Genomic DNA, 13,591 nt, shown 5'->3' on the forward strand with positions numbered 1-13,591 from the left:
GGTCTCCGAGAGCGCCGCCACCGGCCGCGGCGACGGGCGGCCTGATCCACGGCGCACGTTGTTGTCCCCTGACCGCAAGGAGGCACTCACGTCGCGGCGCAGTGCATGTGGCATGGGCCCAGGCGGCGGCGGGCTTCTCCGCCTGGACGGGAGCGGTGACGCGTTTACAGCGCTGCCAGGGCCTGTCGCACTTCGGTGGTGGACAGCAGCTCGGTCAGCACCTGCGGGGCCTTGCCCGGCGCGTAGAGCACATAGACCGGCACGCCGCTGCGGCCCAGGCGGGCCAGCTCGGCCGTGATGGCCGGGTCGCGCCGTGTCCAGTCGGCACGCAGCAGCTGCACCTGGCGCGCGGCAAAGTCGGCCAGCACCTCCGTGTCGGACAGCGTGGTTTTCTTGTTGAACTGGCAGGTCACGCACCAGGCCGCGGTGAAATCCACAAACACTGGCTGGCCGGCGGCCTGCAGGCTGGCGACCCGCTCGGCGCTCCAGGGCTGCCACAGTGCGGTGCTGTGGCCTGCGGAAGCCGATGTGGCGGCCTCCACCGGCTGCACCACCAGGCGGCCCGCCGTGGGCAGCAGCCACACGGTCAGGGCCAGCACCAGGGCGCCCAGCGCCCAGCGGCTGCGGCCCTGCAGCGTCAGCGCCCACACCAGGGCGGCCAGCAGCAGCAGCAGGCCCAGCAGCGCGGCGCTGCCGTCGATACCGCTTTGCTGGCCCAGCACCCAGACCAGCCAGACCACGGTGGCGAACATGGGAAAAGCCATGGCGCGGCGGAAGGTGTCCATCCACGCGCCGGGGCGGGGCAGCCAGCGCAGCAGCGCAGGCACCCAGCCTACGATGACAAAAGGCAGGGCCATACCCACGCCCAGGGCGGCAAACACCGTCAGCGCCTGCACGGCCGGCATGCCCACGGCAAAGCCCAGCGACGCCCCCATGAAGGGAGCGGTGCAGGGAGAGGCGATGGCCACGGCCAGCACGCCCGACAGGAACGCATCCACCACCGGGTGGCGGGCCTGGGCGCTGGCCCAGCGGCTGGGCAGCAGCATACGCAGCTCGAACAGGCCCGCCAGGTTCAGGCCGATCAGCGTGAACAGCGCGGCCAGCAGGGCCACCACGGCCGGGGACTGCAGCTGGAAACCCCAGCCCAGTTGGTCCCCCGCCGCGCGCAGGCCCAGCAGCAGGCCGCCCAGGGCCAGAAAGCTCAGCACCACGCCCGCACCATAGGCCAGGCCGGCGGTACGGCGCGCGGCCGGGGCGGTGCCAGGTTGGGCCAGGGCCAGCAGTTTGATGGCCAGCACGGGGAAGACGCAGGGCATCAGGTTCAGGATCAGGCCGCCGATCAGACCGCCCAGCACGGCCAGCCACAGACTGGACGCGCTGGCTGTGGGGGCCGGTGCCGCGGGCGTGGCCGCGTTGCGGTTGGCCTCCAGTGCCGCCGCCAGCGCCGGGGAGACGGTGGCCAGCTGCACGGCTTTCCACTGGCCTTCGACCGGTGCCTCCATGCGCCATGCCTGGGTGGGCGGGGCATGGGCCACATCGCTGCCCGCTGTGGGCAGGCCGAGCACCACCGGCAGGCTGGCGGGGGTGTCGCCGCGCATCTCGGACAGCGGCAGCTCGGCCGTCCAGGTGGCGCCCTTCCAGGCCTGGGTCCAGTCCTTGCCCAGTTCGGCGGCATGGCGGAAGGTGTCGCTGGATTCCGGGTAGAAGGCCAGGGTCTGGCCCTGGGCGGTGGCGGGCAGGCCGTTCACCTGCAGTTGCAGGCGCTCGCCGCCGGGCAGCACGGTGAAGCGGGCCTCGCCTTGCAAGGCCTGGGGGGCCTGCCGGGCAGCTGCCGCAAAGTCGGCGGCCGCCATGGCCACGCTGCCCTGTGCGGGAAGGTCCAGCGTGAAGCTGCCGTCCTCGGGAATGCATTCCACCCGGCATACCAGCCAGCTGGCCTGCAGCTGGATGCGGACCATGCCCTGGGCGTCCGGCGCAAAGCCGGCCGCGACGGTGGCGGGCACGGGCAGCAGCACCGTGCCTTCATAGCCGTAGTTCAGCAGATCGCCGACGCGGATCTGCTGGGGCATGGGCCAGGCAATGTCGCCGGCGGTGATGCCTGCCGGCAGTTGCCAGGTCAGCTGGGTGGCCAGGCCGGAATCGCCGGCGTTCTTCCAGTAGGTGTGCCAGCCCGGTTGGTGGTGGATGCGCAGCCCCAGGGTCAGAGGCTGACCGGGGGCAATGCCCTCGGGCGCCAGCGCCACCAGTTCGGCCCGCACCCGCGGGGTTTCCACCGTCGCCGATGCGCCGGGCGCTGCCGTGGCGGCCTGGGCCGATCCCAGCTTGAGCTGGATCTGTGCCTGCGCGCTGCCCGAAAACAGGAGCAGACATGCCAATGCCAGTGCGCTTAGAAACGCAAAAAAAGCAGTGAGACGAAGGCGGGGGAGCAGGGCGGTGGAGGGCAAAACGGGCATGGCGGAAGTTGGAGGCGCAGACGCCATTTTGGTTCCTGCGCAGAAAACCGGTCGCCGGGCGGCCCTGCCGCACCGGTGCCCGTGCTGATATTGCGTTGCAGCAGCCATCTGCGCCAGGGCGCTGGCGGCGGTCAGCGGTTGGCCTCGGGCTCGTCCCCACCCAGGCTGCACACGGGTGTCGGCGGCTGGCCGCCCACCTCGGCCGGTGTGGCCTGGGGCGCGGCCGGCCCGTCGGGCAGCATATGGGCCTGGCGCCAATGGCCCCAGCGGTAGTAGGCCAGACTCAGCAGCATGGCGCACAGCGAGCTGATGGGAAAGCTCCACCAGATGGCATCCACGCCCAGCCAGGGCTGCATCCACTGCGCCACGGGGACGCGCACGCCCCACAGTGCCAGACCCAGAATGACCAGGGGCGGAATCACCGCGCCGGTGGAGCGCACCACGCCCGACAGCACAAACGTCACGCCAAAGAACACAAAGGAGCCGATGGCGATGTGGTTCAGGTGGCGCGCCGGCTCCAGCGCCGCGCTGCCGGCCGGCAGAAACCAGCCCAGCACCAGCCGGTCGGCCAGCACGATCAGTGCAATCAGCAGACCGGTCATGCCCACATTGGCCCAGACACCGGCGCGGGCCGTGCCGTCCACCCGGTCCCAGCGGCGCGCACCCACGTTCTGTGCCGCCATGGACGAACAGGCCGCCCCGATGGCCATGGCCGGCATCTGCACATAGGTCCACAGCTGCAGGGCGGCGCCGTAGGCGGACGACAGCTCGACTCCGTGCAGATTGACCAGGCGCATCACCATGATCATGGACAGGGATATCAGCACGATCTGCGCCCCCATCGGCAGCCCCTTGATGATGAGGGTGCGCACGATGGTGGGCTGGGGGCGGAACAGGTGCAGCTCGCTGCGGCCTATCCACAGCGGGTGGCGGCGGCGGTACAGCCACAACAGCATGGCCACAAAGCTGATGGCATTGGCCACCAGCGTGGCCGTGGCAGCGCCGGTGATGCCCATGCGCGGCACCGGCCCCCAGCCAAAGATCAGCAGCGGGTTCAACAGCACATCCAGCACCACCACCAGCAGCAGGAACAGGAAAGGCGTGCGCGTGTCGCCCGCGCCGCGCAGCACGGCGGAGACAAAGGCAAACAGATACAGCAGCGGCATCGCCAGGAAGATGATGCGCAGATAGCTCTCCGCCAGCGGCAGCGCGGCTTCGGGCGTGTCCATCCACTGCAGGATCAGCCGCGACAGCGGAAAGCCCACCACGGCGATCAGCACCGACACCGCGCCAAAGAAGCTGGCGCTGGTGCCCATCACCGCCCGGGCCTGGGCCAGGTTCTTGGCCCCCATGGCCTGGGCCACCAGGATGGTGGCCGCCATGCCCACGCCAAACACCAGACCGATCAGCAGAAACAGGATGTTGTTGGCGTTGGCCGTGGCCGTCAGCGCCGCTTCGCCCAGGTACTTGCCTACCCACACGGCATTGACCGAGCCGTTGAGCGACTGCAGCACATTGCCCGCCAGAATCGGCAGCGCAAACGCCACCAGGGTGCGGGCGATGGGGCCTTGGGTCAGGTCGCGGATGGGAGCACGGTGCGGTGTGGATGCCATGCCGCATTGTGGCGGGCAGCGGCCGGCTGTCCAGCCGCCCTGTGACGCAGACCTGTCCGCGGGACGCGCACCATCGGCGATGGACCGCTTCCCGCCGGGGCCCGTGCGGATTCCGGTGGCCTGCTGGCCCACTGCATGCCCCTCGCATGCCTTCAGCTTGCCCTGCGCAGGGCTGTCGCCAGAGCCGGGCGCCAAGCCTCTAAGATGCGGCCATGGCCTCCCGCACTTCCACACCCCAGACTGCCGCACCCGATTCCTCCACCATGCCGCGCTGGCCCGCCCGCCACTGGGCCCAGGTGTCGGCGCGCGACTTTGCGCTGGCGCAGACCAACGGTCTGGCGGCCGCCACCGTGGCCGTGCTGCCCGTGGGCGCGGTGGAGCAGCATGGCCCGCACTTGCCGCTGTCGGTGGACAGCACCCTGGTGGACGGCATGGTGGCCGCGGCACTGCCGCACCTGCCAGCCGACACCCCGGTGCTGGTGCTGCCCACGCAGCAGATCGGCCTGAGCCTGGAGCACGAAAGCTATGCCGGCACCCTGGGCCTGTCGCCTGCCACGCTGCTGGCGCTGTGGACCGAGATCGGTGCCTGCGTGGCCCGTGCCGGCGTCAAAAAGCTGCTGATCTTCAATGCCCACGGCGGCAATGTCAGCAGCATGGACATCGTCGCGCGCCAGCTGCGCATGCAGTGCGGCCTGCTGGTCTACCACAGCAGCTGGTTCAACTTGCCGCTGCAGGGCAGCGACCAGGCGTTCAGCGTCCATGAGCACCGCTTTGGCGTGCACGGCGGGGAAATGGAGACGTCCATGCTGCTGCACCTGGCGCCCGAGCGGGTGCGCATGGAGCATGCACAGAACTTCAGCTCCACCTCCGAGCAGCGCGCGCAGCACTACCCCATTCTGGGCAACGGCAAAAGCGCCAAGCTGGGCTGGGCCATGCAGGACTACAACCCTTGCGGGGCCGCCGGCAATGCGGCCGCGGCCGATGCCGCGCGAGGCAAGGCGCTGGTGACCGCCGTGGGCGTGAGCCTGGCGGCGTTGCTGGAGGAGATGCACCGGCTGCCTGCGAGCACCGTGGGGGCGGAGCCAACGCCGCTGGGGTGAGGCGGCTGTTGCACAGCTTGGCTTGTGCTGCTTGATCGATGTGGTTTGGATCGCTGCTTGTGCGCTTGCACGTGGCGTTGGAGCCAGTTTCTATTCAGCTTCTGCTGTGGCTTTGTTTGCCGAGGCCGGGAATTCGCCCCGGCGGGCGACCTCCTTTCATTTGCGTCGCCAAATGAAAGGGGGCAAAGCAAAGGCGAGCCTGCCGGCGGCTGCGCCGTGTAACTCACTTTGCGCCTGCGGCGCTCCGTTCGAACAGACGCGGCGAGTCAGTTGAGAAAACCGAAGAGGGTGCGTGCCAGTCCTCCGCTGTGCGGCGGACTGGCACGCGGGGTTGTGTTCAGGACGGGTTTCGATCTGTTGCGGACGTTCGTCCTGAGTCTTCGGGTATCGGCGTTGCAGCGGTTACGGCCGCTCAGTTTGAAATATCGGGTTCACCATTTGGGTCAAAAGCGGAATGTCAGAAAACAAACAGCCCAATAGAACCGATAAAACCAAACTAATGCAGACTACCGATTGCGCGGAGCATAGGCCGCCTTTTCTTGAAGTTGTTTGACTTTCTTGTCTAAGGACCATGCCGCCATTTTTTGCTGCTCTTCTTCAAATCTCTCTAGATGGCCCCAGTAATCCCGATGATGTGCCTTATTAGGCGATTCGATAATGTCTTCAATGATGGCAGCAAGCTGTTGAAGCGCAGACTTCCTACGGTATAGAACAACTACGTCCAAACCGGCTATTTCTGATGTCAGACCCACATTAACCGCGTCGTTATCACGATTTAGAGCGGTGCACCACTGACCGTGCGCGAGCTTGTTTCTTAAAAGGCTTGGATCAAAAATGAACTGGTCAATCAAGCGTTCAAGCCGCTGTTTAACATTGTGTCCGTGGTTGCTTTTAGCGCCTTGGACACTATGCATAGCCAACTCGACACATTTGATCCATCCATGTTTAACACCACTAGCTTTTATGGCCTGTTTAACCTGCTGAATTTCATCGAGAGCTAATCCTTTGGGAGTGTGAAGAATTTTCGAAAAAAGAGCCTCAGCGAGGGCGCAATAGACAAGTGCAAGAATCTTGGTGTGGATGTGAACTGCCACACTATTTTTCGTTAGTAGAAGAGCATTTACTTGACGGTTAATATGCGTCCAAGAGCGCTCCAACTCTTGCACGTTCTTCGTTTGAGCACGAAAAATTTCTACCCGCTGTACTTCTTGCATGTGTTCCTCGGTAGATAAAGGGCACTGTCGACAATGCCCTTTATCTACCCGGAATCGAACCGGGATTTCCGCCAAAAAAGGCGGCGTCCTACCAAATTAGACGACAGATCCATGTGTATTTTTACATGAGAGCAATCAATATTGCAAGCGTACTAAAACATGGGAATGACGGCTTGTGGCCGATTCCCGACAGCGTTGAATAAGCAAACCCAGAATCCGAACAGCGGCAGGTTCGTCACAGCGTTTGTGCTCCCGCGTGCCAGCCGCAGCGCAGCTGCGCACTGGCACGCCTTGGTTCCACTGACTCGCCGCGTTGGTCCGAACGGAGCGCCGAAGGCGCGCAGTGAGTTATGCGGCGGGTATTCAAAGCGCGCTCTTTCCCCACTTTCTCGCGCGCCAGCGAGAAAGTGGGTCGCCCGCCGGGGCGAAATCCCGGCCTCGGAATCACGCTGCACGACGAGGACTGAAGTCGACTCCAATCAGAGCGTCTGATAGCGGCCCGTGCGCTCCCGCGCAGCACAATCTGCCTATTGGAATCACGCCGCCACCGGCCCCGCCTTTCCGTTTTCCACCACAAACTGCGCCAGGGTGTAGACCGGGCTGTCGGCGTTCAGCGGGTCGGCCACGGCGCGCAATTGGGTGCGCAGGGTCTGGGGGGTGATGTCCACCAGGCTGTAGCCGCGTTCTTCGCAGCGGGCCAGCAGCACCTGGGGGTTGTGGGCGCGCAGGGCGTCCACCTTGTCCTGGGTGGTGCCGCTGCGCGAGCTGATGGAGGTGCCGCAGAATTCGCTGGCCAGCACGGGGTTGTCCTTGTCCAGCGGCCGGTCGACCAGGGTGGGGACGGCGCAGACATAGTTCTGGTGGATGTCGCCGCCCAGCAGCACGCTGTTGTGCGGGGCGGCGTCGGCGATCTGCCGGGTCAGGCGCTGGCGGGCCGCCGGGTAGCCGTCCCAGCTGTCGGTGGACTGGGTGCCGCTGGGCCGGCGGCGGGCGGTGAACAAGGTGGTCTGGGCGACCACGCTCCAGCGCGCGGCTTTCGCGCGGTGGCGGCTGTCGGCCTGCAACTGGCGGCCCAGCCAGGCTTCCTGCTCCCGGCCCAGAAAGCTGCGGGCGGGGTCGAACAGCTCCGGGCAGCGGTCCGCGTGCACGCTGCCGCTGTCGGCCTTGCCCGGTGTGCGGCAGGCCTGCGGGCTGCGGTACTGGCGGCCGTCCAGCAGGTGGAACCGGGCCAGCGATCCCCAGTGCAGACTGCGGTATAGCTGCAGCCCCTGCATGCTGCGCTGCAGTGCCCCGGCGCGCAGCGGCATGTTTTCATAGAACGCCTGCCAGGCGGCCATGCGCCGGGCCAGAAAGGCGGTGGCATCGCCCAGGCCCTGGTCGGCCGCATAGTCGTTTTCCACCTCGTGGTCGTCCCAGATCACGCTCCAGTTGCACTGGGCGTGGGCGGCCTGCAGCAGCGGATCGCTTTTGTGCAGCGCATAGCGGTCACGGTAGTCCTGCAGGGTGCGGGCCGTGCGCAGCGGCTGGGGACGGGCCAGGCCTTCGGTCTTGGCGGGCTGGGCGTACTCGTAGATGTAGTCGCCCAGGAACAGCACCAGGTCCGGCTGGTCCTGCACCACGGAACGCCAGGCGGCATAGTGGCCGTGCTCCCAGCGCTGGCAGGAGGCAAAGGCCAGGCGCAGCCGCTGCACTGCCGCGCCGGGCGCTGGCGCGGTGCAGCAGTGCCCGGTGGTGCTGGTGGCATCGCCCTGCATGAAGCGGTAGAAGTAGCGGCGCCCTGCTGCCAGCCCGTTGACCTGCACATGCACGGCATGGCCCCATTCCGGCAGAGCCCGGGTCTGGCCGCTGGCGGCGATGCGGCGAAAGCCCGGGTCGTGGGCCAGCTCCCAGCGCACGGTCAACGCCGGCAACTGCGGCGCATCCGCCTGGCCCAGCCAGCGGGCGGGCGGCGTCAGCCGGGTCCAGAGCAGCACGTTGTCGGGCTGGGGGTCGCCACTGGCCACGGCCAGGGTGAACGGGTCGTGGTCGGGGTGAGCGATTCCGCTGGCAGGGGCGCTGCGGGCCCAGGCGGGCAGCAGCCCCAGTGCGCCGCCCAGGCCGGCGGCCTGCAGCAGTTGGCGGCGGGTGGGTGGCGGGCAGACAGAAAGAGGGTGGGTCATGGCGGGCCGGTCACGCGTTCTGGTGCCGTGCGGGTGGCGTTTCCGATGGCGATGGCCGTTCACGTGGTCGGGCCGGTGCGGCTGTGCGCCTGCGGGCCCGTGCCGCCATGGACCATGGGTTGAATGGTCTCAGCAGAAAGTATCCATGCCGCGCGGCAGCAGGCGCAGGTGGGTGAACTGCCAATGGTGCAGCGCCTCGCGCAGGATCAGCAGGGCTGCAGCCCCGTACGGATCGCCGGGCAGGTCCTGGTCCGTGCCGCCGTAGTGGCGGCTGGACTGGGCCACCAGGCGCTCGAACAGCGCCTCGACGGCCTCGCGCGTGACGGCGGGTGGCGCGCAATCGGGGGCGGGCGGGAGCATGCCCAGCTCCGGATCGCCGGCGGCCTGGCGGGCGATCTGCAGCAGCAGCGGATCCCGCGTGGCCAGCACGGTGTGGGGCGGAACCAGGCGGGCCAGCGGCATCACGGCGTCTTCCACCACCATGATGCCAGCCTCCAGCTGGGCGGGCGTGGGCATGTCGCGCTTGAAGGTGCGCTGCGTCAGCATGTGCAGGCCCAGGTGCATGTAGTGCACCACCGGCGTGGGGTGGCCCTGGTTGCCTTCGCTGACCAGCAGGTAGCAGGCGGAATCGCCCACATCGAACAGGGCCACCGCTTCGTGGGCCTGCACCGCCGGCCCCAGCAGTGCGCGCAGCTGCTGCATGGTGGCGACCGTGGGCGTGGGGTCGAGGGAGGGGTCTTGTTCGGGGCGGAGAACGGTTCCGGACATGGCGCGCAGGCTCCGTGGCGGTGCAAAACCCCGGTTGTAAGCCAATCGGCAAAGCCCTACGCCCAGGGTAGGGCGCAGACCAGGGAATACGCCCAGGGACATGCCCGGGCCTGCGTCAGGCGAAGGTGGCCCAGTCGCGGGTCTGCGGCGTATCCAGGTGGTTCAGCGTGTTGAAGGTCTGCAGCATCATGCGTTTGGGGCTGATGCTGAACTCCGTCACCGCGCTGTTGCGGATGCGCATGTTCAGCGCAATGCTGGCTTCGGGCGTGGTGCCCAGGACCTGGGCCACGGCGGCGGAAATGGGGCCGCCGCTGCTGACCACCAGTACATTGCCGCCCGCGTGCTGCTGGCGGATGCGCTCCAGCGTGCTGCGGATGCCGGCGGAGAAGTCGTCCCAGCTGGGCATGCCGGCAGGGGTGATGACACCGCTCATCCACTGGGCCAGTGCATCGCATAGCAGGCGGAAATGGTGGCGGTAGCGCTCGGGGGTGTCGGCCTTGCCCAGCGGTTCGGGGTGGATGCAGCGGATCAGCGCGTGGCTGTCGTATTCGTTGAGGGCCGGAAGTGCCTCGGCGGCAGGCAGGCCCGGCAGCTGGCGGGCAATGCCTTCCAGCGTCTGGGCGTGGCGGCGCAGCGTGCCGGTGAACACGGCGTCGAACGGCTGACAGCGTTCCTGCCAGTACTGGCCCAGGCACTCGGCCTGCTCCATGCCCCGGGGGCTGAGCTGGTCATAGTCGTCGGCCCCGAAAGATGCCTGGCCGTGGCGTACAAGGTAGAGGGTTCCCATGCCGCGCATTGTGGGCAGGCGGCTGGCGCGCACATGTCGTGCGGGCGACGCGAAAGCCGTGCGCTGTCGCCTGCGCGTCCGGTGCGCCCGGGGAGCTGGGCCGCCCGTCGGGAGGCCGGGCCTGTGTTTACAGCAGGACCTGGCCTTGCACGCAGGTGACCGTGTGCCCGCCCACCCACAGAGCGCCGCTGGCATCGGGGGCGATGGCGATCTCGCCCGCACGGCCCACGCACACGCCCTGGTTGGCGGTATAGGGTGCCTGCAGCCAGCCCTCGGCGGTCAGCCACTGTGCCAGGGCTGCGTTCAGGCTGCCAGTGACCGGGTCTTCCATGGCCTGGGAGGGGACCAGGCCGCGCACTTCCAGCTGTACGCTGGCGGCGGCTGGCGCAGTTTCACCCACGCGGCTGCCGGCAAAGGCCCGCGCTTCGCGGCTGGAGCGGCCGATCAGGGCGCCGGCATCTTCCTGCGGGTAGCGGGCCGCCAGGCCCAGTTTCTGGCCGGTGGCCGCCAGGCGCGGCCAGTCCGGCTCCAGGGCCAGCAGGGTGTCGGGATCGTCCAGCAGCACGCCCATCCAGGGGCTGCCGTTGTACAGCTGCTGGGCGGCCAGCACCTGGGCGGGCTCCAGGCCCAGTGCCGCCGTGACCTGGGCCAGCAGGGCCGGGTCCACCGCCTGGCGCTGGAGTGCCGGGGCGCAGAACGCCAGGCGCTGGTCGCGCCGGGCAATCTGCACCAGGCCCTGTTGGCATTCCTGCAGCACATGGCTGCTGCTGTGTGGCTGGCCGCCCTGGGCCAGCCAGGCATGGCAGCTGCCCAGCGTGGGGTGGCCGGCAAAGGCCAGTTCGCCCCGGGGCGTGAAGATGCGCAGGCGGTAATCGGCCCCTTGCGCCGCCGCTTCGGCACTGGGGGGCAGCACGAAGGTGGTTTCGGACAGATTGGTCCAGCGGGCGAACTGCTGCATCTGCGCGTCCGACAGGCCGGCGGCATCCAGAACCACGGCCACCGGGTTGCCCTGGTAGGGAACGGCAGTGAAGACATCGACGGTCATCAAGGGGCGGGAGCGCAGGGCGGAGGCAGGCATGGCGGCAGGCAAGGGCAGAAAAGAACAACGCGGTGCAGGCTGTGGCTGAATGGGTTCAGGCAGCCCGGCACCGCGCCGGAGGTGCCACGCACGGGGCGTGGCGGCACACAGGCGCTCAGGCCTGGGATTGTGCGCGGATGGCGTCCGCCAGGGCGGCGATGCCCTGGTTGATCTGCTCGGCCGACACGGTCACATAGGACAGGCGCAGGGTGTTGGTCTGGGCGTCACCGGCATAGAAAGGCGCGCCGGGCACAAAAGCCATCTGGCGCTCCACAGCCTTGGCCAGCAGGGCCTGGGCGTCCATGCCCTGGGGCAGCTGGACCCACAGGAACATGCCGCCGACCGGGCGGGTCCACTGCACGTCCAGGCCGGCCATTTCGCGCTCCAGCGCGGTCAGCATCACATCGCGCTGGGCCTTGTACATGGCACGGATGGTGGGCACATGGCGGTCCAGGAAGCCGTCCTTGATGACTTCGGCCACCACGCGCTGGTTGAAGCTGGGGGTGTGCAGGTCGGCGGCCTGCTTGGCCTGGGTCAGCTTGCCGTAGACCGACTTGGGCGCCACGATGAAGCCAATGCGCAGGCCGGGGGCCAGCACCTTGGAGAACGAGCCCATGTAGATCACGCCTTCGGGGTTGCGCGCGGCCAGGGGCAGGGGGGGCTCGCCTTCGTACCAGAGGTCACCGTAGGGGTTGTCTTCGATCAGCGGAATGTCCAGTTCCTTGGCCTTTTCCACCAGGGCCTGGCGGCGCGCTTCGCTCATGGTGCGGCCGGTGGGGTTCTGGAAGTTTGGCAGCACGTAGGCGACGCGGGCCTTGTCGGCACCGCTGCCCACCTTGGCGGCAAAGTCGTCCACCAGCATGCCTTCGTCATCGCTGTCCACGCCCTCGGCCACCGGCTCCATGGGGGTGAAAGCCTGCAGGGCGCCCAGGTAGGTGGGCTTTTCGACCAGGATGCGGCTGCCTGCGTCCAGGAACACCTTGCCGATCAGGTCCAGCGCCTGCTGGCTGCCGGTGGTGATCAGGATCTGCTCGGGGTCGACATTCCAGGGCAGGAAATCGGCAATCGCCTGGCGCAGGGCCGGCAGGCCTTCGGTGGTGGAGTACTGCAGAGCGGCGGCGCCGTCACGCTGCATCACGGTCTGGCAGGCGGCGGTGAACGCGTCCAGGGGGAAGGCCTTGGGGGAAGGCAGGCCACCGGCCATGCTGATGATGCCGGGGCGGTCGGTCAGCTTCAGAATTTCGCGGATCGCGGAGGAATTCATCTTGGCGGCACGTGCAGCCAGGGTCCAGTTCGTCATAACTCAATCTCAAAAATCGGCGCACGCCCTGTGCGGGCGCGTTGCGGCGGAAGGAGCATGCCGTTGTGCAGCATGTGCCGGCGAGCAGTGCGAGCGCTGGCATCGGCAGGCGCAGGCAGGGACGGTCGGCAGGAAACAGGGGGGCACAGCCTTTGGGGATAACGCAGGCTGCGGATGAGAGCTATTGTGGGGGGGCGGATGGCATGGCTGGGAAAGTTGGGGAAAAAAACTGTGTGCAGTCTGGGGGTGTCAGGCACCAAATTGGGGAGGGGATAGGAGTCCGGCTCAGGCCCGCAGCATCCACGCCGCGGTCAGCACCAGCAGCGCGGCCATGCCACGGTTGAACCACAGCAGCCGCCGGCCCTGGGCCAGCCAGCCGCGCAACAGCGCACCGATGCAGGCGTAGAGCAGGTTGCTGGCAAAGGCATAGCAGACCATGACCGGCAGCACCACGGCCAGGCGCTGCAGGCCATCGGGCTGGCCGGCCACCCAGCCGGCGACGATGGTGAGCGCCAGCAGCCAGGCCTTGATGTTGACGAACTGCAGGGCCACGCCCTGCCAGAAACCGACGTGCAACTGTTCGCTGCGGGCCTGGGCCAACTGGCCGCTGTTCCACAGCCGGAATGCCAGCCATAGCAAATAGGCAATGCCCACGCCCTGGATCAGCCAGCGCAGCGCCGGGGCGGCCGTGACCATGGCGCCGATGCCGGCAGCGCACAACAGCAGCAACATGCTCCAGCCGCAGGGCACGGCCAGCACAAAGCGCATGCTGCGACGCAGGCCGAGGTTGGCGGCCAGGGCGGTGGACAAGGTGGTGTTGGGGCCGGGGCTGAAGCTCATGGCCGAGGCCAGCACCAGCAGGGCGGTGAATTCGTGCAAAGGCATGGGAGACGGGAACAATCCGTGCCACTGTAGGCGCGGGCGTGCCGTTTGCCTACGGCGCTATCCCTAGGGTGCAGCCTTGGGTGTGGGGGGGCATGCGCTGCGGCAAAGCCAGAAAAGGTGCTGCTGAAGCGGCTGTCCGGGCTGGTTGTCCGGTCCCGTTCGCCCACATGGGCACCGGCGCTCATTGAAGCCACGGCGCAGTGGGCGTACCGCTGCGCTGGCTGTGTCGTGCTT

10 protein-coding genes are annotated in these 13,591 nt (G+C 67.8%); 1 reads left to right on the plus strand and 9 read right to left on the minus strand.

Translation table 11 applies throughout. The features are described 5' to 3' along the window. Positions 1–164: 164 nt before the first annotated feature. Positions 165–2,453, minus strand: coding sequence for a protein-disulfide reductase DsbD (locus tag KW830_RS13590; protein WP_218333432.1), 2,289 nt, complete (start codon positions 2,451–2,453; stop codon positions 165–167). A gap of 131 nt (positions 2,454–2,584) precedes the next feature. Next, positions 2,585–4,066, minus strand: a complete 1,482-nt coding sequence (locus KW830_RS13595) for an MATE family efflux transporter (RefSeq protein WP_218333433.1) — start codon at positions 4,064–4,066, stop codon at positions 2,585–2,587. 212 nt (positions 4,067–4,278) lie between these two features. On the opposite strand from KW830_RS13595, the gene KW830_RS13600 reads away from it, so the two are divergent. After that, a complete protein-coding gene (locus tag KW830_RS13600; protein WP_218333434.1) occupies positions 4,279–5,166 on the plus strand; it encodes a creatininase family protein in 888 nt (295 codons plus the stop codon). 506 nt (positions 5,167–5,672) lie between these two features. Here KW830_RS13600 and KW830_RS13605 read toward each other — a convergent pair. From KW830_RS13605 to KW830_RS13635, 7 genes are all read right to left on the minus strand, one after another. Continuing rightward, positions 5,673–6,380: a hypothetical protein gene (locus KW830_RS13605; RefSeq protein WP_218333435.1), complete on the minus strand. Its 708-nt coding sequence runs from the start codon at positions 6,378–6,380 to the stop codon at positions 5,673–5,675. Between the two features lie 536 nt (positions 6,381–6,916). Continuing rightward, the gene (locus tag KW830_RS13610; RefSeq protein WP_218333436.1) at positions 6,917–8,539 is read right to left on the minus strand and encodes an alkaline phosphatase; all 1,623 of its coding nucleotides are present in this window, start codon (positions 8,537–8,539) and stop codon (positions 6,917–6,919) included. Between the two features lie 129 nt (positions 8,540–8,668). After that, entirely contained in the window at positions 8,669–9,307 is a 639-nt protein-coding gene (locus KW830_RS13615) for a hypothetical protein (protein ID WP_218333437.1), read from the minus strand. A gap of 115 nt (positions 9,308–9,422) precedes the next feature. Then, positions 9,423–10,094, minus strand: coding sequence for a histidine phosphatase family protein (locus KW830_RS13620; protein WP_218333438.1), 672 nt, complete (start codon positions 10,092–10,094; stop codon positions 9,423–9,425). A gap of 127 nt (positions 10,095–10,221) precedes the next feature. Further along, entirely contained in the window at positions 10,222–11,172 is a 951-nt protein-coding gene (locus tag KW830_RS13625) for a PhzF family phenazine biosynthesis protein (RefSeq protein ID WP_255578363.1), read from the minus strand. A gap of 115 nt (positions 11,173–11,287) precedes the next feature. Then, on the minus strand, positions 11,288–12,472 hold the full coding sequence (locus KW830_RS13630; RefSeq protein ID WP_066541694.1) for a PLP-dependent aminotransferase family protein: 1,185 nt from the start codon (positions 12,470–12,472) through the stop codon (positions 11,288–11,290). 285 nt (positions 12,473–12,757) lie between these two features. Next, on the minus strand, positions 12,758–13,357 hold the full coding sequence (locus KW830_RS13635) for a LysE family translocator (protein WP_218333439.1): 600 nt from the start codon (positions 13,355–13,357) through the stop codon (positions 12,758–12,760). Between the last annotated feature and the right edge of the window lie 234 nt (positions 13,358–13,591).

Source organism: Comamonas sp. CMM03 (assembly GCF_019218715.1).
Lineage (GTDB): Bacteria > Pseudomonadota > Gammaproteobacteria > Burkholderiales > Burkholderiaceae_C > Comamonas > Comamonas terrigena.